The sequence below is a fragment of the Paenibacillus sp. FSL H8-0104 genome (genome assembly GCF_038050215.1).
Taxonomy (GTDB): domain Bacteria; phylum Bacillota; class Bacilli; order Paenibacillales; family Paenibacillaceae; genus Paenibacillus; species Paenibacillus amylolyticus.
In genome coordinates this window covers 2,167,307-2,187,312 of record NZ_JBBOTC010000001.1, presented here as the reverse complement: position 1 = coordinate 2,187,312, position 20,006 = coordinate 2,167,307, and the positions used below count along the sequence as shown (strand labels likewise).

17 protein-coding genes are annotated in these 20,006 nt (G+C 45.7%); 1 reads left to right on the top strand and 16 read right to left on the bottom strand.

Annotated features, from left to right (window positions below; genetic code table 11):
• Window positions 1-35 precede the first annotated feature (35 nt).
• The 12 genes from NST38_RS09955 to NST38_RS09900 form a co-directional block, all read right to left on the bottom strand.
• Entirely contained in the window at window positions 36-599 is a 564-nt protein-coding gene (locus tag NST38_RS09955) for a lytic transglycosylase domain-containing protein (RefSeq protein WP_062833563.1), read from the bottom strand.
• Window positions 596-1,192, bottom strand: a complete 597-nt coding sequence (gene coaE, locus NST38_RS09950; protein ID WP_101313353.1) for a dephospho-CoA kinase — start codon at window positions 1,190-1,192, stop codon at window positions 596-598. Before coaE ends, NST38_RS09955 begins: the two co-directional genes overlap by 4 nt.
• Window positions 1,193-1,201: 9 nt before the next feature.
• Window positions 1,202-1,975, bottom strand: coding sequence for a manganese efflux pump (locus tag NST38_RS09945; protein ID WP_036670002.1), 774 nt, complete (start codon window positions 1,973-1,975; stop codon window positions 1,202-1,204).
• Window positions 1,976-2,117: 142 nt separating this feature from the next.
• A complete protein-coding gene (gene mutM / locus NST38_RS09940) occupies window positions 2,118-2,945 on the bottom strand; it encodes a DNA-formamidopyrimidine glycosylase (protein ID WP_036669994.1) in 828 nt (275 codons plus the stop codon).
• 118 nt (window positions 2,946-3,063) lie between these two features.
• On the bottom strand, window positions 3,064-5,718 hold the full coding sequence (gene polA / locus NST38_RS09935; protein ID WP_101313352.1) for a DNA polymerase I: 2,655 nt from the start codon (window positions 5,716-5,718) through the stop codon (window positions 3,064-3,066).
• A gap of 233 nt (window positions 5,719-5,951) precedes the next feature.
• Window positions 5,952-6,611, bottom strand: a complete 660-nt coding sequence (phoU, locus tag NST38_RS09930) for a phosphate signaling complex protein PhoU (protein WP_101313351.1) — start codon at window positions 6,609-6,611, stop codon at window positions 5,952-5,954.
• A 63-nt stretch (window positions 6,612-6,674) separates the two neighbouring features.
• On the bottom strand, window positions 6,675-7,430 hold the full coding sequence (gene pstB, locus NST38_RS09925) for a phosphate ABC transporter ATP-binding protein PstB (protein WP_036609821.1): 756 nt from the start codon (window positions 7,428-7,430) through the stop codon (window positions 6,675-6,677).
• A gap of 229 nt (window positions 7,431-7,659) precedes the next feature.
• The gene (locus tag NST38_RS09920; RefSeq protein WP_101313350.1) at window positions 7,660-8,841 is read right to left on the bottom strand and encodes a methyl-accepting chemotaxis protein; all 1,182 of its coding nucleotides are present in this window, start codon (window positions 8,839-8,841) and stop codon (window positions 7,660-7,662) included.
• Between the two features lie 152 nt (window positions 8,842-8,993).
• Window positions 8,994-9,722, bottom strand: coding sequence for a response regulator transcription factor (locus tag NST38_RS09915; RefSeq protein ID WP_036609823.1), 729 nt, complete (start codon window positions 9,720-9,722; stop codon window positions 8,994-8,996).
• Window positions 9,723-9,838: 116 nt separating this feature from the next.
• Window positions 9,839-11,659: a two-component system histidine kinase PnpS gene (gene pnpS / locus NST38_RS09910; protein ID WP_036669981.1), complete on the bottom strand. Its 1,821-nt coding sequence runs from the start codon at window positions 11,657-11,659 to the stop codon at window positions 9,839-9,841.
• 43 nt (window positions 11,660-11,702) lie between these two features.
• Entirely contained in the window at window positions 11,703-12,050 is a 348-nt protein-coding gene (locus NST38_RS09905) for a cupin domain-containing protein (RefSeq protein WP_101313349.1), read from the bottom strand.
• A gap of 292 nt (window positions 12,051-12,342) precedes the next feature.
• Window positions 12,343-13,215, bottom strand: a complete 873-nt coding sequence (locus NST38_RS09900; protein ID WP_036669971.1) for an SDR family oxidoreductase — start codon at window positions 13,213-13,215, stop codon at window positions 12,343-12,345.
• Window positions 13,216-13,604: 389 nt separating this feature from the next.
• Here NST38_RS09900 and NST38_RS09895 point away from each other — a divergent pair, with 389 nt between their 5' ends.
• A complete protein-coding gene (locus NST38_RS09895) occupies window positions 13,605-15,164 on the top strand; it encodes a histidine kinase N-terminal 7TM domain-containing diguanylate cyclase (RefSeq protein WP_101313348.1) in 1,560 nt (519 codons plus the stop codon).
• Window positions 15,165-15,428: 264 nt separating this feature from the next.
• On the opposite strand, the gene NST38_RS09890 is transcribed toward NST38_RS09895, so the two are convergent.
• From NST38_RS09890 to citZ, 4 genes are all read right to left on the bottom strand, one after another.
• Entirely contained in the window at window positions 15,429-15,854 is a 426-nt protein-coding gene (locus NST38_RS09890; RefSeq protein ID WP_017689485.1) for a hypothetical protein, read from the bottom strand.
• 135 nt (window positions 15,855-15,989) lie between these two features.
• Complete coding sequence (mdh, locus tag NST38_RS09885; protein ID WP_074094381.1) at window positions 15,990-16,931, bottom strand: malate dehydrogenase; 942 nt, start codon at window positions 16,929-16,931, stop codon at window positions 15,990-15,992.
• Window positions 16,932-16,946: 15 nt separating this feature from the next.
• Window positions 16,947-18,239 (bottom strand): NADP-dependent isocitrate dehydrogenase, encoded by a 1,293-nt coding sequence (gene icd / locus NST38_RS09880; RefSeq protein ID WP_036609828.1) that lies wholly within the window; start codon window positions 18,237-18,239, stop codon window positions 16,947-16,949.
• Between the two features lie 147 nt (window positions 18,240-18,386).
• Window positions 18,387-19,499 (bottom strand): citrate synthase, encoded by a 1,113-nt coding sequence (citZ, locus tag NST38_RS09875; RefSeq protein ID WP_017689488.1) that lies wholly within the window; start codon window positions 19,497-19,499, stop codon window positions 18,387-18,389.
• Window positions 19,500-20,006: the final 507 nt, after the last annotated feature.

Sequence of the window (20,006 nt, the reverse complement as noted above, 5' to 3'; positions counted from 1 at the left end):
AATAACCGGCCTGCTCTGTGCTTCTACTTATATACTTAGAACGTATTATAGATCTTTACATACTGATTATAATAGTAAATGACTCTTTGTACATAGTGACGCGTCTCACCAAACGGAATATCTTTCACTGTATCGAACGAGCCATCCCATACACCATCTCTAAGCCAACTGTTTACTTTGCCTGGACCCGCATTATAGGCAGCGATCATAACTGCTTCATTGCCATCAAATTGATCGGACAGATTCCGCAGATACCATGTGCCTAACTGAATATTTCGTTCAGGCTCGTGCTTCAATTCCTCCAGCGAAGTGTCGGGAATTTTGGCTTGTTCCAGTATCCAATTCGCCGTGTCAGGCATCAGTTGCATGAGCCCAATGGCACCTCGTTTGGATTCCTTGCTTGTCTTAAAATTGGTCTCCACCTTGATAATGGAAGCAATCAGAAACGGATCAACCTCATAACTCTGAGATTGGGCACGGATCTCTTCCTTATAATGTATGGGATAGAACCATGCCATCCAGTTTGTATTCAGAAATAACACCAGTACAAAAGACACAAACATCAACAGCAGTACACGTTTCTTACGCAATATCTTCATAACAAACCCTTACGCTGTAGATATGAGTCAATTTGCTGTTCCGTCGCAGGCCATAAGCCGCTGTTATCGATGACAATGTCAGCCAGCTGTTTTTTGCGCTCAATATCCATCTGTACATCCATTCGAGCCTCAGCCTGCGCTGCAGTCATTCCATCCCGACTCATCAAGCGATCTCGTTGCACCGATCTCGGGACATATACAACCATGACTTCCTCGAAACCGTCCTCCAGACCTGATTCGTAGAGCAAAGGAATATCAGATACCACAAGTTTATCCGGATGTTGCAACGCATATGCAGCAGCCCGTTCGCGCATCTCTTTTCGGATCGCCGGATGTGTGATAGCCTCCAATGCCTTTCGTTCCTCTGGTTGTTGAAAAACAATACTCCCAAGCTTTTTCCGATCCAGTGTTCCATCTTCGTTCAGTATGGCTTGTCCAAACCGCTTAACAGCGGCGGCCAACACGGGATGCCCGGGCATCATAACTTCCCGGGCAATAACGTCTGCATCGATGAGCAACGCTCCCTTACTGGCGAGATAGGCGGAAACACTGCTTTTGCCTGTCGCGATCCCGCCGGTTAAGCCTATATTCATCGTTTCACCTCATAACAACTTCATTATTCCCATAATCATTAACAATAGCGCTGGCAATACAGACAGTCTTCGCATCCAGCGCAGAGCTGAGAATCGTAGGCCAACCTTCATGCCGAGTGACAGAAACGCCCCACTAAACAGTGCAATAATGAGTGCTGTCCATAGTGTAGGGAATCCCAGAAGTGCCGCTCCCAAACCTGCTCCAAACGCATCCAGAGACAGGGCAATACCCAGCCACATCGCTTCTTGAGCAGATATACTTCCCGAGTTATCCATATCCGCCTTGGAGGGACTACGAAGGATCTGAATGACAACGCCCAGCTTGCGCAGCTCCAGTGTAAATACCATTCGTTCCAGTGATCCATTTGAAGCCGACTGCTCCAGATCCAGTGCGAGCACCTGATTCCTGCCCTTTGAATCCGACAGTCTCTCTTGTGCTTCTCCCACTCCAGTTACCTTTGCTTCTGCTGCCTCACCCATTCCAGTGTCTGTTTCCAGCTGTTCTTTGCCTTGCTTTCGAATTAGTTGCAACAGTGACCATGCACCAATACCTATCAATATAACGGCTCCCACGATCGAAGCGATATCCGGTGACACCACATGGGACAACAACACACCTACTTGCATCGACAAGGCAATAACCAATCCCGAACAGATCGAAATAACAGCGATAGATAACAGGGGAATCTTAGTCCTCCGTAACCCATATGTAATCCCGACTCCAAAACCATCTAAACTAAGCGCCAAAGCAAGCGCCAGCAATGAAATAAAATGATGCAGCACCCCGGACTCCTCCTCTGTGCGGTACTCGTGCCAACTGAAGATGCCAGTATGGGTATACGCCCGCTTATTTCTGCCATATCAGTATATGGAGGGAGGAATCCAAGGGTGCTATGATTTCATCATTTCGTTCATTCAGTTCATGTTACAGCAGCTGACAGTTCGGACAAAAATGCGTGCCACGGCCACCAACCACCGTTTTTTCAATTAACGTACCACAAGTTGTACAAGGTTCTGATTTGCGTCCATAGATTTTCAGTTGATGCTGGAACATCCCCATCTCACCCTGTCCATTCACATAGGACTTGATGGAAGATCCCCCTGCATTCACTGCATCTTGCAACGTAGCTACAATCGCTTCATGGAGCACCGTTAACTGAGCTTCGGTCAGTGTCTTGGCGATGGTCTCGGGATGGATACCTGCGCGAAATAGAGCCTCGTCCACATAAATATTCCCGATACCAACCACATATGCCTGATTTAAAAGTACAGCCTTGATTTTGGTTGTACGCTTGCCAACCGCCTCGCGGAATGCAGTTACCGTAAAGGCTGGATCAAGCGGCTCCAGTCCCAGCTTCAGCAAAGGTTTGGACACCAGTTCCTCACCTGCATTAAACAGATGCATCGTACCGAACTGACGCACATCCTTATAACGCAATTCCGTACCATCATTAAAATGGAAGATCACATGTGTATGCTTTTCCACATCTTCATGCTGCTCGTACACTCCGTACCTTCCTTCCATCCGCAGATGGGAGACAAGCACCAGCCCGTCCAGCAAAATACGCAAAAACTTGCCGCGGCGCTCCACCCCAATGACGGTATGTCCCGCGAGTTCCATTGCAAATGCATCTATGTCGTCCGGCCGCTGAATAATCCGCGGCAAGCTAACGGTAACATGATCAATCGTTTTGCCCACAATAAGTTGATTCAATGTTCTTCTGACTGTTTCGACTTCCGGTAATTCCGGCATGATGTTCTCACCTCCCCTATATTATAACGGAAGATGGCGCTCAGCGGGACCCTTTTCTTATATCTCGGACATGGAAGGGCCTATTGTAAAATACCGGAAAAACCGCGCAGCACTTGATTTATTTCGCTTCGTACCAGTTATCACCAAAGCTGACTTCTGCTTTCAGCGGAACCGACAGTTCCAATGCTTTTTCCATGACAGAAGGCACTAATTCCTTCATCAATTCCAATTCATCCGCAGGCACTTCGAATACAAGTTCATCGTGCACCTGAAGCAACATACGGCTCTTCAACTTGCGTTCCCGTAGCGCTTCATCCATCTGTACCATGGCCAGCTTGATGATATCTGCCGCTGTTCCCTGAATCGGTGTATTCATCGCCGTACGCTCTGCGAAAGAACGCAGGTTGAAGTTACTGGCATTAATCTCTGGCAGGTAGCGACGACGTTCCAACAACGTTTTGACGTAACCATCCTGGCGAGCTTCCTTCACAATATCATCCATATATCGGCGCACACCCTGGAATACTTCAAAATACTGATCTATAAACTGCGCGGCCTCTTTACGTGTAATATGCAGGTTTTGTGATAAGCCATAATCACTTATTCCATACACGATACCAAAGTTAACTGCCTTGGCGGAACGACGCATATCCCCATCCACATCCTCAGGCTTCACGCCGAATACATCCGAAGCGGTCTTTGTATGAATATCCATATCATTGACAAATGCTTCCTTCAAGCGCTCATCGTCCGAAATGTGGGCTAGTACACGCAGTTCAATCTGGGAATAGTCTGCTGCCAAAATGGACCATCCAGGTTCGGAAGGAACAAATACCTTCCGGATTTTGCGACCTTCTTCCATCCGAATCGGAATGTTCTGCAAGTTCGGGAATTGACTGCTAAGTCGTCCCGTTGCAGCAATGGTCTGACGATAATACGTATGCACCTTGCCATCCCGATTGGATATCTCTTTGAGCAATCCTTCCACATAAGTGGATTGCAGCTTGGCAAGCTGACGATATTGTAAAATATGCTTGACCACATCATTATAAGGAGCCAATTTCTCCAATACTTCCGCATCTGTGGAATAACCCGTTTTTGTTTTCTTCACCACTGGCAAGCCCAGTCTATCAAATAAAATCTCACCCAGTTGCTTTGGTGAATTCAGATTAAATTCCGTTCCTGACAGCTTGTAAATCTCAGCCATCAACCTGCTGATCTGTTCTTCAAACTCACTGCCCAAAGCCTGTAGATCGGCTGTATTGGCCTTGATGCCCTGTTTCTCCATGTCCGCCAATATACGTGACAACGGCATTTCCAGTTCATGGAACAGTGAATTCATCTCATCGGTTTCCAACACCTGCTCCTGAAGTGGAATAATGGCTGCTACTGCAGCAGCCTTCCGACATAGGAAATCCCCCAGTATTTCTACTTCCGGTACCTTGTACTTGGCCCCTTTGCCCATAACCGTGTCATCCTCCACAAGTGAAGGCAGACCATACTTGGTCGTGAGTCCACTAATCGTCTGGTTGGATTCCGTTGGATCAAGCAAATACGCAGCTAGTTGTACATCAAATGACGCACCAGCGAATTCAATGCCATGCGCATGCAGGGCCAGGTCCACACGATGAAGATCATAACCGCGCTTTGGCTGGTCTGAATTACCAAGCCATGCCCGCACTGGAGCCGCAGCTTCGGAATGAAGCAATTCGGGAGATATGAACGTATATGTTCCAGCGGAACCTACAGCAAGTCCAATCAATTTCGCTTGGTGCGGGTTATCCCCATGTGTCTCCACGTGGAGGACATCAATGGAATTCAGTGAACTGAACAGCTCACTGATGTTGTCCTCTGTTGCAATGGAGGATTCAACTTCGGCAGCAGGGACCGCTTCCTGTTCAGAACCGATGCTGCCACTGAACGACAGGCGTTCGAGCAAGGATTTGAATTCCAGCTTGGCCAATGCAGGGCCCGCATTTTCTTCTTTTAATCCAGCGAATTGCATATCCTCCCACGTCTGCTCCAGCGGAACTTCCCGGTGAATCGTCGCGAGTTGTTTGCTCATCCGGGCATCTTCGGCATGGGCCTCGATCTTTTCTTTCATCTTGCCTTTCAGCTCACTTGTGCCGTTCAGTACATCCTCTACCGATCCGAACTGGTGCAGCAGCTTCAACGCTGTTTTCTCTCCAACCCCGGGAATGCCTGGAATGTTATCGGACGCATCGCCCATCAGACCCTTGAGATCAATGATTTGCAGCGGCGTCAGACCATAACGCTCCTTAATCTGAGCAGGATCATACAGCTCAATATCGGTTACCCCTTTACGCGTCAGCCCGATATGTACATGTTCGGAAGCAAGCTGCAGCATATCTTTGTCACCCGATACAACAAGCACCTGTCTACCCGCTTCATCTGCGCGTTTGGTTAACGTTCCGATGATGTCATCCGCTTCAAATCCAGCTAGCTCAAACTGAGCAATGCCAAGTCCTTTCAGCAGTTCTTTGAGCAAAGGGAATTGCTCTGACAACTCTGGTGGTGTTTTCTCCCGTCCACCCTTGTATTCCTGGTACCCTTCGTGGCGGAACGTGATTTTGCCTGCATCAAATGCAACCATGACATGTGTAGGCTTATGCTCTTCAAGCAATCTCAGCAGCATCGTAGTGAAGCCATATACCGCATTGGTATGCAGACCTTTCGAGTTGGTCAGAGGCGGCATTGCAAAAAACGCCCTGTAAATAATGCTATTTCCATCTATGAGAATAAACTTGTCCATTCCAGCACCTCGCGTATTATATGGTCAACCTCTTCAAATTACATCTACTCTCATGATACCATACCCACCTGTCACATCAAAAAGAATAGCCTCTTTCACTTCACATTTAATCGCAAAAAAGAACCTTCTCCACAGACAGCTGTACACAGCCTACCTGAGAGAAAGTCCTTTTCCATTCATATGATTGCATTACTTAATCAGTACCGATTCCCCAATTCCAAATCAATACTCTTCTATTGATTCAGATCTGGACGTTTACCTGTCACCAGGTATACCGTGCTCTCACCAATGTTGGTTGCATGATCGCCAATCCGTTCAATGTAACGTCCAACCATCATCAGCAGCATAGCCTGTGAAGCCTGATTCGGGTGCTCAGTCATTAAAGTGTAAAGATCACTGATCATGTGGCTATACAGTTGGTCCACCTGATCGTCCGTTTGAGCCATTTTATAGGCCAGGTCTGTGTTTTCTTTCAGGAAAGATTCGATGGATTCATCGACCATGGATTTCACGATTTCTGCCATTTGCGGGATATCCACCAGAGGTTTAATCAGCTTCTGTCCATCCATCCGGAGTGTCACCTTCGCCACGTCGAGTGCAAGATCTCCCATACGCTCCAGATCACTGGAGATTTTGAATGCCACAATAATACGTCTAAGATCCTTCGCCACCGGCTGTTGTGTGATGATCAGTTTGGAGCCAAGTTCCATAATTTTGTCTTCAAGGGCATTCAGATTCGCATCATTCTTGATGATGACCTGAGCTTTCTCCGCGTTCATCGTTTGTAAACTCTCAATAGCACCATCCAATGCTGCTCCTACATGTTCACCCATTTGTTTGAGCAAGGTACGCAGCTCTTCAAGCTCCTGATCAAATTCTTTTCTGCGAATCATAGATTTCATGTCCTCCTTATCCATCATCTCCGGGTATGCCGGGATCATTCCAATTCAGCTCGCTTAACCGAACCTTCCAGATATATAATCCTCGGTCCGGGAATCTTGCGGTGTGGAGAATAACGTCTCCGTATCAGCTGCCTCCACCACTTCACCATTCAGGAAAAATACCGTGCGTCCAGATACCCGTGCCGCTTGGTGCATATTGTGGGTAACCATAACGATCGTGTACTTGTGATGCAATTCCTTCACCAGTTCCTCAATCTTCAATGTGGAGATTGGGTCGAGTGCAGACGTTGCTTCATCCATCAGCAGAACGTCAGGCTGTACAGCCAGCGCCCGTGCAATACAGAGACGCTGTTGTTGTCCGCCGGACAAACTAAGTGCCGACTTTTTCAATACATCCTTCACTTCATCCCACAATGCAGCATGGACAAGACTTTGTTCCACCAACTGATCCAGTTCAGCCTTTTGGGTTACCCCGTGCAAGCGCGGTCCATAAGCCACGTTATCGTATATGGATTTTGGAAAAGGATTCGGTTGTTGGAACACCATGCCAACTCGTTTGCGCAGTGTCTCCACTTCAATCTCATTACTGTAAATGTCAGAGCCATTCAGCATAACCTGTCCTTCCACACGAACACCCGGAATCATGTCATTCATCCGGTTTAACGTGCGAAGCAATGTCGATTTACCACAACCTGACGGCCCGATGAACGCAGTAACGGTTTTTTCCGGCAGATCCATCGATATATTTTTAAGCGCGTGATGCGTATCATAATATAAATTAAGATTTTCAATGTGAATGAGGTCCTTCATGGATGTTCACTTCTCCTTCGCTGCAGGGACACGGAAACTCCCTTTACGTTGAGACCGATACTGATAATCTTTCATCGCTGCTCGGCCATCTTTAATATCCTACCCTTTCATTGTAAAAACAGTATCACTTTCATGTTAACGGAATGTAAAAAAGACATCCTTAACCTTCATGATCTGCTTGATGGATCAATCTGATTGCTGATGCCTGCTTTATTGACTACCTTATAGTTTACTCTCCATTCGAAACCATCTCATCCAGCTTCGTACGAATGTGCTCTGCAACTTCTCCAGCTTTCCCGCCTTCCATGGCGATCTCCTCTGCTATACGAGACAAATCTCTCACCGCACTGTTCAGTTGTCGGAACGTTGCTCCCCCTGCGGTGACATGCACCGAACTGTCGTCAATCTCCGCTCCGCTTGCCTTAACCAGTTCAACAGTCTGAAGGGTCAATCCACCAATATTCTCTAGCAATGAAGACATGTTCCCCGCAACCTCACGGGTCTGTTTTGCGAGCGCTCGAATCTCGCCTGCAACAATCTGAAAACCTCGTCCATATTCACCGGCATGAGCTGCTTCAATGGAAGCATTCAGGGCGAGGAGACCACTTTGATCTGCCAGGGAGCGAATGGATTGTGCCATGCCTGAGCCTGTTTTGATCGAATTCAGCATGTGATCCGCATGTTGACCTTGACTTTCCATATGCTGATGTACCCGGTTATAGGAAGCATCAACGTGCTTCAAACTCTCTTCGCCCTGTTTGGACAATGCCATGATCTCACGGGCCTCATGAACGGTCTGATTCGCAGCATTCACCAGCTTGGTGACCGCATCGTTGATTCTGGATATCTCCTGTCTGCTCTCGGTTACTGTACGTATACGCTCTTCCGTAACAGCCTGTTGCAGTCTGCGAGAGAGGGACATTACGTCTCGCATCGTCAGCACACCAAGCAGTCTGCCTTGTTCCGTAACCAGCAGACAATCGTAGAAATGCTGTTCATTCCGTCCAAGTGCGATATCAATAATCGTTGCGGCTTCCATATGAATATCTGCAATAACGGGAGATGTATTCACTACTTGTATGACCGGCTTACGGTAGAATAGATCTGCCGCAAAACGGCCATTTAACATCCGATATAACGTCTCTCGCATTAACAATCCAGTGGGTTCCATCTGCTCATCACACAATACGATACATGGGTGTTCCTGATCCTGATTCATCATCGTGGCAGCTTCTCCACAGGTGGTATGGACTCCCGCGACAGGTACCTGACGATAATAGTCCTGCAAATGGATCACAGATTCTTCAGCAACTAGTGCTACTTCAGTTTGCTCCATTATGGGTGTCGTTAATTCTTCATTATGTAAAACAACATGAGGCTGGTCAGGTTTCACTTCGAGCAACATGGGCATAAATGCGCAATCTCCTTTACGTAATACCTCCGTCTTGAGGTGGGTTATGTAGGTACAAAGTATCACTCAGATAAGTCCATGCTACTCCCTCTACGTAAAGAAAAATCTTCCTTTATGTTAAATGAACGTAAAATAAAACTCCCCGATCATTGCTAACTTGAATGATGGGGAGTTTTTCTTTTGACAACCAATTTATAACCTACACCACGAATGGAATCAATGTGAACCGATTCCGGGTCCAACTCCAGCTTTTTACGTAATGAACTGACGTGAACATCCACCGTTCGTTGACCTCCGATATAATCAAAGCCCCACACAGCGTTCATCAGATCATCCCTTGTCAGTACCACACCCGGCTTTTTAGCCAAATATAGAAGTACTTCGAACTCTTTCGGACGCAGACTGATGGATTGTCCACCCAGTGTCACTTCATATTTCAAAGGGTAAATCTCCAGCTCTCCCAGAATAATTCGTGAGCCATCCTTGTCCTCAAGCTGTGGTAAATCTTCACCATTGGAATAACGTCTTAATACCGCATCCACTCGGGCTAATAACTCAGATACACCAAACGGTTTGGTAATATAATCATCGGCACCTGATTTCAGTCCCTGTACAACCTCGGCTTCACCGTTCTTGGCCGTCAGAATGATAACAGGTGTACTAACACCCTGTATTCTTAACTTGCTCAGAATGTCCAGACCATTCATGCCCGGAAGCATCAAATCCAGCAAAATGAGATCAAATTCCTGGGACAAGGCCCGATCATATCCTGCAGATCCGTGATCCTCTGCCGTAACGTCATAACCTTCCTGTGTCAGGTTATACGTGAGTAATCTTGATAATGTAGGTTCATCTTCAATAACTAGCAAACGCTGTGCCATGATACCCCTTCTCTCTTCATAGGTTGTCTGTTGCCACAACACTTTTTCTATCATAGCACTAATTTGTTAACGCGGTGTAAAACAATACACACTTTTTACATTTTGATACCTGACGCCTACATCTCTTCGTCTTGAATGAATGGAAGGATCACACGGAACGTTGTCCCCATGCCCAGTTCACTCTCTACAGACAATTTGCCATGATGCAATTCCACCAGATGTTTAACGATGGAAAGTCCAAGGCCTGTGCCCCCTGAATTACGGGATCTGCCTTTATCAACACGATAGAACCGCTCGAAGATTCGCGGCAAATCTTTTTTCGGTATGCCAATTCCTGTATCTGACACCGCAAAGACAACTTCATCATCGTTATCCATCGTCACCTGTAACTTCACTCGTCCACCATCGGGGGTATAGTTGATGCCGTTGGATAACAGATTAATGAAAATCTGCTTCATCTTGTCCTCATCCGCTTCAATGTACAGTTCCTCCGGAACATGCATTTCCAGACGAATCTGCTTTTTCTCCGCCACCTTGGACAAGGTGCCCAGCACCATTTCGAAGAAAGAGTGTACATGAACAGGGGAGCATTGCAGCGGTGCGCGTTTCGATTCAATTTTGGATAACTCCAGAATATCCCCGATTAATCGGTTAAGTCGATCTCCTTCATCATAGATGATTTTCAGGAATGATCGCTCTGTCTCCTTATCCTGTACCCCGCCACTGAGCAACGTTTCGGCAAACCCTTTGACCGCAGCAACTGGTGTCTTGAGCTCATGAGAGACATTTGCAACAAACTCACTGCGCATGGACTCCAATCGGCGAATCGCCGTCACGTCCTGCAACAGGAACAACATGCCTCGATACCCACCATCATCTTCGGACATCGGTACTCCATCAATACGGATCAGTTTTTCCTCCGGGTTGAACACACTCACTTCTTCATGCATCCGTTCTTTCAGTGCAACACTCTCTTCAATGGTGCGAGTTAATTCGTAGTGTCTTTTCAATTCAGTATAAGGTTTACCCGTAACCTTTCCTGCCTGAATACCAAGCATACGCTCCGCTTCCCGATTGACCAGTGCAATGGATTGCCCTGCGTCGATCATGACAATACCTCCGGTCATGTTCGCGAGGACACTCTGTAACAACGCTTCATTATCACGGATCGTCTTCAGCTGGGACTGCAAGCTGTCTGCCATTCCGTTTATGGCAAGCCCCAGCTGTCCGATCTCATCTCTACGCGTTACATCAACTCTGGCATCGTATTCCAGCTTGGTGATCCGATGGGCCACTTTTGTAATATGCTCAATCGGGGAGGTTAATCCACGTGCAACCCGATAACTGACAAACGCGACAATTAAGAACAATAGCCCAAGTGCAGCAAACATGATCATCCAACCACGCTGAAGCCCTTGATCCACAGCCTGTAGACTCATGGATAGACGAATGTAACCATCAAATTTGCCACTAGGTATTTCAATCATATCACTTTGATCCGAATTCACAGGTAGCGCTACATACAGCATGTCTTGTCCCAATGTCTCACTGTAACGTATGGATTGCCCGTATCCATCTCCGACGGCACCCTTAATCTCCTCACGGTTCAAGTGATTATCCATGGATGCCGGATCACTCTCGGAATCTCCAATGACCATGCCGTCTTTATTGATGAAGGTTACCCGGGAATCCGTCAGACGATCCAGTTCCAGCGCCCGATCTGAATAATACTTTCGTGTGGCTTCCGAGGTTGGATCACTTGCATCATGGAATGGAAAAGTTGCTTTGAGCAAATTAATCTCGCGCACCATGGTTTGCTCCAATGCGGCTATATGCGTAGTCTTAAACACTCTGCCCATCGTATATCCAGCCACAATGACGGATACACCGATCAGCACCATCATAATGATGGCAAGGCGAATTCGGAACGGTCTCATCTATCTCTTCCTTTATGATCAGATTAATATCTAATGAATTGCTCTACATTGAATCCAGTTCAATTCGGTCCCCACGGGTACCCGGATTGGAAATTACAAGAAACTCCACTTCTTCGTCGCTCCGATTCATCATCTGATGCGGCATTCCGGGTGCAATCTCTATTCCTTCATGGGTTTCCAGCACAAACGTCTCTCCATTAAGTTCCATACATGCTTCACCGCTGAGGATGAAAAAAAACTGACGGCTTACCGAATGATAATGTCGTATTTCAGCCGTTCCTGCGGGCATTCGTTCATGAATGATGCTCAATTTTTCGTTTTGAACAAGGTGCCAACCATCGCAATTCCCACCCCATATATAATGCGCCGCATTCTGTTTGCTAATTTTCATATGACTTGTCCCTCCGAGTATAATTGCTCGATCTATCATATCACAGATTAGGGGACTCCCAATCTTTTCAGTCAGTACTTTGCAATACGCTATCAACTGCAGTGAGACAAGGCTAATAATAAAATATCATAGTTGTATCAACAGAGATGCCGACTTTTGTAAACAGGTGCTAACCGCATCTTTGACATACATATTCACCTGATATAAAAAAGACGCACCGCTCAGCCATGCTGAAAGCGATACGTCTCTCTATATAATCAATCCTATCCTGAGTCTAAACATTCATTACGTATTATCCGTTCACCACTTCGCCGCCATTCACATGTATCACCTGTCCGCTCACATACGAAGAATCATCTGAAGCTAGATATACATAGGCTGGAGCCAGTTCATCCGGTTGTCCTGGCCGCTTCATTGGCTGCGTTGCGCCAAACTCACTTACTTTTTTCTCATCAAATGTGGATGGAATGAGTGGTGTCCAGATCGGCCCTGGTGCAACGGCATTAACACGAATTCCCTTCTCAATCACATTCATCGATAACGAACGAGTGAACGAAGTGATTGCTCCTTTGGTAGATGAATAGTCAAGCAGGGTCGGGCTGCCGCGATAGGCTGTGATGGAGGTTGTATTAATAATCGTACTGCCCTTCTTCAGATGTGGAAGGGCTGCCTGCGTCACATAGAACATGCCGAAGATATTGGTACGGAATGTACGCTCCAGCTGTTCTGGCGTAATATCCTCCAGATTCTGCTGTGGATGCTGTTCTGCTGCGTTATTCACGACAATGTCCAGTTTGCCCAGTTCATCTACTGTCTGCTGAACCGATTTCTTCGCAAAGGCATCATCACCAATGTCCCCTGCAATCAAGATACACTTGCGTCCTTCTTGTTCGACCTGACGTTTCGTTTCCTTGGCATCTTCGTGCTCGCTCAGGTATACAATGGCTACATCCGCGCCTTCCTTGGCATACGTAACAGCAACAGCACGTCCAATTCCGCTGTCACCCCCTGTAATAAGGGCCACCTTACCCGTCAGTTTACCTGCTGCCTTGTATTCAGGCTTCTCAAATTCCGGTCTGGGATGCATCTCCGATTCAATACCGGGGCGTTGATCCTGATGCTGTGCTGGCATTGTTTTTTGATTTTGCTGTGTGTTGGTTGACATCTAACATTCTCCTCTCAAAATGTGAACATGTTTGGATTACAGAAGACATGGACCCTAACTGTATACTTCCTTGTCTTTCGTTCTCTGAAAAAGTCTCATTCTGTAGGATGGCATGAACAGTTCAGATTATTCTTCTGCGATGAACAGCAACTTAAGCCTCAGCGTGCTGTCTCTAATCGTTATTTACCACTCTCTTTGGATATCAAACAACCAATTTGCTTTAATGCCTGTTTGGCCAAAATTCGAAATTTATTCGAAATTAGACTGTTTCATGATACAAAGTGTATTCCTATGCTGCTTGGGCTGATGTACAATGTACAGTATACTGATGTGCTTTAACTCTCATCTTTATTGGTTTAATCATTCTAACCTAACATGGAGACCTTACAATGGAATCGCATATTAATTCATATATAACACTCGTCGCTACTTCAGCCGTGCTGAATGTCTTTTTGTGTTTATATACCTATTTCAGAAGATCCGAGATTCCAAGTTCCAAAATATTCATTCTCTACACAGCAGCACTCTCCATATATACTTTTGGTTATGCGATTGAGCTGGCCAGCAACACGCTGGAGCAGATGATGTTTTGGACCACCGTGGAGTATACAGGCATGCCCTTCTCCGCATCTCTTGGCCTCATGTTGATGATAAAGTACACAGGAAAAACGTTATCCAAAAAGGTAACTGCCTCGCTGTTTGTAATCCCTTCCATTACACTAGGTATGGTTGCAACCAATGACTTTCATCATCTATTTTATAAAAAAGTATGGCTGAGAGAAGATAGTCCCGTTCCTCTGATGGATATCGCAGTGGGTCAATGGTATGTTGTACATGGTGCATTCACCTTCTCCTGTCTGTTATGTGCCTGCCTTATTCTGATTGGACAATGGAGACACACCAAGAAGATGTATCGTCGTCAATTACTTACTCTCATTACTTCACAGATTATTCCCATGGTCGCAGCTTTTCTGTATTTGCTTGGTTTGACCCCCGGCGGGATGGACCCCGTCCCCGTGCTCATGTGTATCACATCTGCCATGTATATCTGGGCGATTCTATCCTCACGTCTACTGACCATCGTACCCATCGCCAAAGACAGTATTTTTGAGAGTATGCGTGAAGGTGTAATTGTACTGGATAGTTTCAATCGACTGGTCGATTACAACAGATCTCTGCGTGACATGTTGCCAGAGCTTAATACAACCATGATTGGCCAACCCTTGGATGATATCTGGCTTAATCTTGCTGGAAAGACGTTTCCCGTTGAATACGGAAGAGAAGGATTGCAAACCGATCTGTACTGGCAGTTAAACGGAGAGACCGTCTGTTATCAGGTCAGGACATCTTACGTGTATAACAAGGATGCACAGACTGTGGGCAGTCTAATTATGTTAATCGATATAACGGAACAACGCTTCTTGCAAGAACAGCTGAAACAACTGGCTTATTTCGATGGTTTGACCAAAATCTATAATCGCACTCAATTTTTGCATAGAGGACGGGAGATTTTGAGTGAAGCTCAGCTTAATCCGCAACCTGTTTCATTCATTTTATTTGATATTGATTACTTTAAACGCATCAACGATACGTACGGGCATGATGTTGGCGATCAGGCCATCATTCATGTGGTCTCTGTCTGTAATCGATATTTAAGCCCTGAGATGTTATTTGCCCGTTATGGAGGAGAAGAGTTTGTCATCGCTCTTCCGAATACCTCGCTTCAAGAAGCCGAGAAACTTGCCGAAAAACTGAGAGTTGCCTTGTTGAATGACCCCCTGGATGTTAAGGGAGTGCCTATTACGCTCACCTCAAGCTTTGGTATTGCCCAGTACAATGGAGGGTCAGATTCGCTGGAGTCCTTGTTACGCGATGCTGATACTGCCTTGTACGAATCCAAGCGTAATGGTCGAAATGCAGTGCGGGCATATACTGTGAGTACAACCTAACCAACGTAGACCGTGTCAGATGAATATGTATGATGATATGTAGGGTAGTGATCCCTCTAGTTCCAGTTCAAAATAAACCGAGTACTGCTGATTTCATCTTGATAATAACAAAAAATAGACAGCCAATGAGGCTGTCTATTTTTTGTTTGTTCCAACGAAACACCATCTTACATCTCATCCGGCTTGTCCTAATTGCGTCTGCAAACGCTTAACCAACAACTAACAATACATCTTCGTAGGGTGGATTAACCGTCCGCAACGCACTTAGATCACCTGATTATTCACCATCAGGTACACCATGATTAACAAGAATACAGCCAGAAGTGTACTGAACATACGGATCTTGCTTTGCTCAGGACCCACATCACGTTTGTTTTTCACACCTTCTGCAGCGAGTCGCAGCGGTTTACCCATGATTCCTCCAATAGCCGCAATAGCCAAAAGCAGAACAACAACGACAGCCATCCAGACATGAGAATACTCACCTTTGGTCATCAGGTAACCACCAGTAAGAAGTTGGATTACAAGTCCATACTGCGCGACTTTGTTCAAAGAACGAAGTGATGCAAAGGCTCCCTCTTGTGCTGCGGCATTCAAGGTACGGATTTTACCGACCACAAATGGCAGAATCAAATAGAATCCCATCGCCAGTGCTCCAACAATATGGAGCAAATACATAATCATTGTCAAAATTTTCATCCTCCTCAACATTTTCGGTGTGCTATACATCACATCCCATTATACTGGGGAACTTATCCAAAGAAAAGAAAACCTCCGGGTTTACCGGAGGTTTTCTTTTAGCTTCTGTTCAAAAAGTTTTCAAACTTACAGGTTTACTACCGAAATGACGTTGCGAACCGAATCAGCAGATTTGTCCAATCCTGCTTTTTCTTCCGCTGTCAGGTCAAGTTCGAATATTTTCTCAATGCCATTACCACCCAAAATGGTTGGTACACCGAGGAACAGATCATTATAGCCATATTCACCTTCAAGATAAGCGATCACTGGAATGATACGTTTCTTGTCCTTCAAAATGGCTTCGGTCATCTGAACAAGCGAAGCTGCTGGTGCATAATAGGCACTGCCGTTACCCAACAAATTCACAATCTCGCCTCCGCCAACACGTGTGCGTTGAACAATGGACTCAATGCGTTCTGCCGGAATCAGCGTGTCAATCGGAATACCACCTACACTCGAATAACGAACGAGGGGTACCATATCGTCCCCGTGGCCGCCAAGAACGAATCCACGAACATCTTCAACAGATACATTCAACTCTTGCGCAATGAAGGTACAATAACGTGCTGTATCCAGAACACCTGACTGACCGATAACACGGTTTTTAGGAAAACCAAGGGTCTGATAAGCTGCATAAGTCATCGCATCCACCGGGTTGCTTAGAATAATGACGATGGAATCAGGGCAATATTTTTTCACATTTTCACAAACGGACTTCACGATACCCGCATTCGTATTGACCAGATCGTCGCGGCTCATACCCGGTTTACGGGCGATACCAGCGGTGATGATTACAATCTCAGAACCTGCAGTATCTTCGTAGTTGGAAGTACCGACGATATGACTGTCAAATCCTTGAACAGGACTTGCTTCCATCATATCGAGTGCTTTCCCCTTCGTCGGGTTCTCCAGTTGAGGAATATCAACCAGCACAACATCCCCGAGTTCTTTTTGGGCAAGCATTAATGCGGTCGTAGCACCGGTAAAACCGGCGCCGACTACTGTGATTTTTTTGCGCTGAATAGTCAAGATTCACATCTCCCCTTACAGGTTTTTAATGATTTGATCCGCGAATTCAGAACATTTCACTTCAGTAGCGCCGTCCATCAGACGTGCAAAGTCATACGTTACTGTTTTATTGTTAATGGATGTTTCCATACCTTTGTAGATCAGGTTAGCTGCTTCTTGCCATCCCAAGTGCTCAAGCAACATTACTCCGGACAGAATAACGGAACCAGGGTTCACGACATCTTTGTCCGCGTATTTAGGTGCAGTACCGTGAGTTGCTTCGAAGATAGCATGTCCTGTTACGTAGTTGATGTTCGCTCCAGGAGCGATACCAATTCCGCCAACTTGCGCTGCAAGTGCATCGGACAGATAGTCACCGTTCAGGTTCAATGTTGCGATAACATCAAATTCGCCTGGACGAGTCAATACTTGTTGCAGAGCGATATCGGCAATCGCATCTTTTACGATGATTTTACCAGCATCTTCAGCAGCTTTTTGTGCTGCATTCGCTGCATCTGTACCTTCGTTTTCTTTGATGATGTCGTATTGTGCCCATGTGAATACTTTGTCAGCGAACTCTTCTTCAGCCACTTCATATCCCCAGTTTTTGAAGGCACCTTCTGTGAATTTCATGATATTACCTTTGTGTACCAATGTAACCGTCTTACGGTTATGGTCAATTGCGTACTGCACTGCTGCACGTACCAGACGTTTCGAACCTTCGGAAGAAACTGGTTTGATACCAATACCGGAAGTCTCAGGGAAACGGATTTTGTTAGCACCCATCTCCTGTTGCAGGAACTGGATCACTTTTTTCACTTCTTCAGAACCTTCAGCATACTCGATTCCTGCATAGATATCTTCCGTATTCTCACGGAAAATGACCATGTCTACCAACTCAGGACGTTTAACCGGAGAAGGTACACCGTCGAAATAACGAACAGGACGCAAGCATGTGTACAGGTCAAGCTCTTGACGCAGGGCTACGTTCAGGGAACGAATACCGCCACCGATTGGCGTAGTCAATGGTCCTTTGATCGCTACGATATACTCACGAATGGCTTCCAGTGTATCATTCGGCAACCACTCACCGTATGTATCGAATGCTTTTTGTCCAGCAAACACTTCATACCATGCGATTTTTTTGTTGCCATCATAAGCTTTTTCAACAGCTGCATCCAATACACGTTTGGAAGCTTTCCAGATATCACGGCCTGTACCGTCACCTTCGATAAATGGAATGATTGGATTACTAGGTACTTGAAGTGTACCGTTATCAATTTGGATTTTTTCGCCTTCAGTTGGGTGAGCAAATTTTTCTAATTTCATAGTTAAAATTCCTCCTAGGTTTCGTATATGCAGTATTCATCATACCACTAGTCTTGTTGAGAGAAGGGTCCTGAGAGCTTAAGCCAGTAAAGCCTCTGCTTTCCAACCCTTCACCTCGTCCATATTATTATACTGTTTTTGTGGCTATTAGCGAAGTTCAATAGAAACGTATTTCTGTTCTGTAGGACCAGTGTACTCCGCACGTGGACGAATGATGCGATTGTCCGCAAGCTGTTCCAAAATATGCGCAGTCCATCCCGACACCCGGCTGATGGCAAAGATCGGAGTGAACAATTCCTGTTCGATCTCCAGTTGGGTATATACAGAAGCAGAATAGAAGTCTACGTTAGGCTTCAGTCCTTTTTGTCCTGTTACCAGTTCCTCGATCTTCACAGACATATCATACAAACGCGTATCATTGTTCATCTCGCCAAGTTCCTTGGACATCTTCTGTAGATGTTTGGCGCGTGGATCACCGTTTTTGTACACCCGATGTCCAAAGCCCATGATTTTTTCACGATTATTCAGTTTTTCCTGAATTGCCGCTTCAAGACGATCTGGCGTACCGATCTCATTCAACATTTTCATAACGGCTTCATTAGCACCGCCATGCAGTGGTCCCTTCAGTGCGCCAATGGCGGAAGTTACACCGGAATAGATATCCGACAGCGTAGCAACCGTTACACGGGCTGCAAATGTCGAAGCGTTTAACTCATGATCCGCATGCAGGACAAGGGCTTGATCCAATGCTTTCACTGCGGTCTCGGATGGTTCTTCACCAGTCATCATATATAAAAAGTTCTCTGCGATGGAAGCGCCTTCTTTTGGAGCCACAGGTTCTTTGCCCTGACGGATACGGGCGATGGCTGCCACAATCGTTGGCAACTGTGCTTGCAACTTAACCGCTTTGTTCTCATTCGCTTCCGTTGTCATCTCATCCGCTTGCTCGTCGTACAGTGCAAGTGCAGAGACAGCGGAACGAAGTGCTGCCATGGTACTGACATTTTTCGGGTACAATTGGATTTGTGCAATCAACTCGCTCGGAATCGGCGCGTAATCGCTCAGGCTTTTACGAAGGGATTTCAGTTCATCCGTTGTTGGCAATTTACCAAACCACAACAAATAGGCAACTTCTTCAAAGCTGGCATGTTCAGCCAAATCGTCGATATCGTAACCACGGTATGTGAGCACACCGTCTACAATAGAACTGATCGAAGAGGTTGTCGCAACGATGCCTTCCAGACCTTTGGTAGCTGTCATATACATCTCTCCTTTAATAAGCGAAATCAGGAACCATTCCAGAGTGTCATATAAGTGCCAAAATGCACCTATTCTCTTTTTGTAAACATTTTCATTTTAAAATTAACAAATATTTCAAACTAAGGTTTTCCTATCTGTCAATCGGTATTTACTTATAACATCATACTGGATTTTGTCGTTTATGTGAACATGATGAGAGTTCATTCGCACATCAAACTTCTTTATCGGTCCGATAAAGCATTTTTGAAAGCCTTTACAAAAACAAGGTTGACATTTAATGTTTTTTAACCAATCCTGTCGTATGAGGAACTTTCTATTGCTATATTCTGTAATACTAAGGCATACTCTAGGCAAAAGAAAGAATCCTCGTAGATCTTGTGCAAAAGTCCACTCTTGAACAAGATCTGTTAACATCCCGGCGTTTCAAAACCTTGAAAATGCTCTATATTAATTAAGATAGCCATCTATTTCTAATACTGATTCATGGATCATACATAGGTCGGCTTA